This window comes from Pseudomonas inefficax (genome assembly GCF_900277125.1).
In the GTDB taxonomy this organism is placed as follows: domain Bacteria; phylum Pseudomonadota; class Gammaproteobacteria; order Pseudomonadales; family Pseudomonadaceae; genus Aquipseudomonas; species Aquipseudomonas inefficax.
In genome coordinates this window covers 1-1808 of the sequence record NZ_OPYN01000243.1, presented here as the reverse complement: position 1 = coordinate 1808, position 1808 = coordinate 1, and the positions used below count along the sequence as shown (strand labels likewise).

The window sequence follows — 1808 nt, the reverse complement described above, 5'->3', positions numbered from 1 at the left end:
CCATCTACAAGACCTGGTACGGCTTCTTCAGCCTGTCCAGCGCGGCCCAGCTGGCCAGCCTGTTGCTGTTGGCAGTGATGCTGGTGCTGTATGGCGAGCGCCGTGCCAGGGGCGCCAGCCGCAGCGGCAACGAGCGGCCGCGTGGGCAGGCGCTCTATCACCTGCGCGGGTTCAAGGCGTTGCTGGCCAGTGGCTGGTGTCTGCTGGTGTTCGCCTGCGCCTTCGTCATCCCGCTGCTGCAACTGCTGGCGTGGTTCTGGCAGCGCGGCCGGCAGGACTTGGACGAGCGCTATGTCGGCCTGGTGCTGCATACCCTGTACCTGGGCGGTATGGCGGCGCTGGTCACGGTGTGCGTGGCGTTGCTGCTGGCCTTTGCCCGGCGCCAGGCGCCGACGGGTGGTATCCGCGCCGGGGTAGGCCTGGCCAACCTGGGCTATGCCTTGCCCGGCTCGGTGCTGGCGGTGTCGATCATGCTGGCCTTCAGTTACCTCGACAACCACCTGGTCATCCCGCTGTCCAGCTGGCTGGGCGGTGCCGGCAAGCCGCTGCTGCTGGGCAGCCTGGCGGCGTTGCTGCTGGCCTACCTGGTGCGCTTCATCGCGGTGGCCTACGGGCCGCTGGAGAGCAGCCTGGAGCGGATCCGCCCGTCACTGCCCGAGGCATCCCGCAGCCTTGGCGTCGGCGGCGCGAGATTGTTTTTCAAGGTGTATCTGCCGCTGCTGGTACCTGGCGCGCTCAGCGCCGCCCTGCTGGTGTTTGTCGATGTGCTCAAGGAAATGCCGGCCACCTTGCTGATGCGCCCGTTCGGCTGGGACACCTTGGCGGTAAGGGTATTCGAGATGACCAGCGAAGGTGAGTGGGCGCGAGCATCGTTGCCGGCACTGACCCTTGTGCTGGTGGGCCTGCTGCCGGTCATCGGCCTGATCCGCCGTTCGGCACGTCGACCCGGTCACAGTCACTGAGGGTGCCAGCCCGCGCCCTTGCGGCTACAATGCGCGGCATTCGCGCGGCGGGTCCTACACAAGAAGAGCTGACGACCCGACGTCATCGACCGCCGCCGCTTCGCCACGCCCGGAAGGAGAAACCCATGGGACAGCGCACGCTTTTGTATGACCTGCACCTGGCGCTTGGCGCCAAGACGGTCGATTTCGGTGGCTGGGACATGCCCCTGCACTATGGCTCGCAGGTCGAGGAGCACCATCAGGTGCGCAGCGATTGCGGGGTGTTCGATGTGTCCCATATGACCGTGATCGATGTCGACGGCAGCGACGCCACTGCCTGGTTGCAGCGTCTGCTGGCCAACGACGTGGCCCGCCTCGACGACACCGGCAAGGCGCTTTACAGCCCGCTGCTGCAGGCGCAGGGCGGGGTGATCGATGACCTGATCGTCTACCGCACGGAAGATGGCTATCGTCTGGTCACCAACGCCGCCACCCGTGCCAAGGTACTCGACTGGCTGCAGCAGCAGCGTGCCGGTTTTGACGTGGACTTCAAGGTCCGCCCGGACCTTGCCATCCTTGCCATCCAGGGTCCGCATGCACGCGAGAAGGTGGCTGCCTTGCTCAGCCCCGCGCGTGCCTCGCTGATCCGCGAACTGCGCCCGTTCGAAGGCGTTGCCGAAGGCGACTGGTTCATTGCCCGCACCGGCTATACCGGTGAAGACGGCCTGGAGATCATGCTCCCGGGCGAGCAGGCCGTGGCCTTCTTCAACGACCTGGTCGGTGCCGGCATCGCCCCCAGCGGCCTGGGTGCCCGCGATACCCTGCGCCTGGAAGCCGGCATGAACCTGTACGGCCAGGACATCGACG

The 1808-nt window shown here is 66.7% G+C and carries 2 protein-coding genes; both read left to right on the top strand.

Features of this window, described 5'->3' with window-relative positions; translation table 11 throughout:
- The coding region (locus tag JV551A3_RS30525; RefSeq protein ID WP_133979393.1) for an ABC transporter permease at nucleotides 1-962 on the top strand (962 nt) is incomplete at its 5' end.
- Nucleotides 963-1087: 125 nt separating this feature from the next.
- Nucleotides 1088-1808: glycine cleavage system aminomethyltransferase GcvT (gene gcvT, locus JV551A3_RS30520; RefSeq protein ID WP_133979391.1), on the top strand; the 721-nt coding region annotated here is incomplete at its 3' end.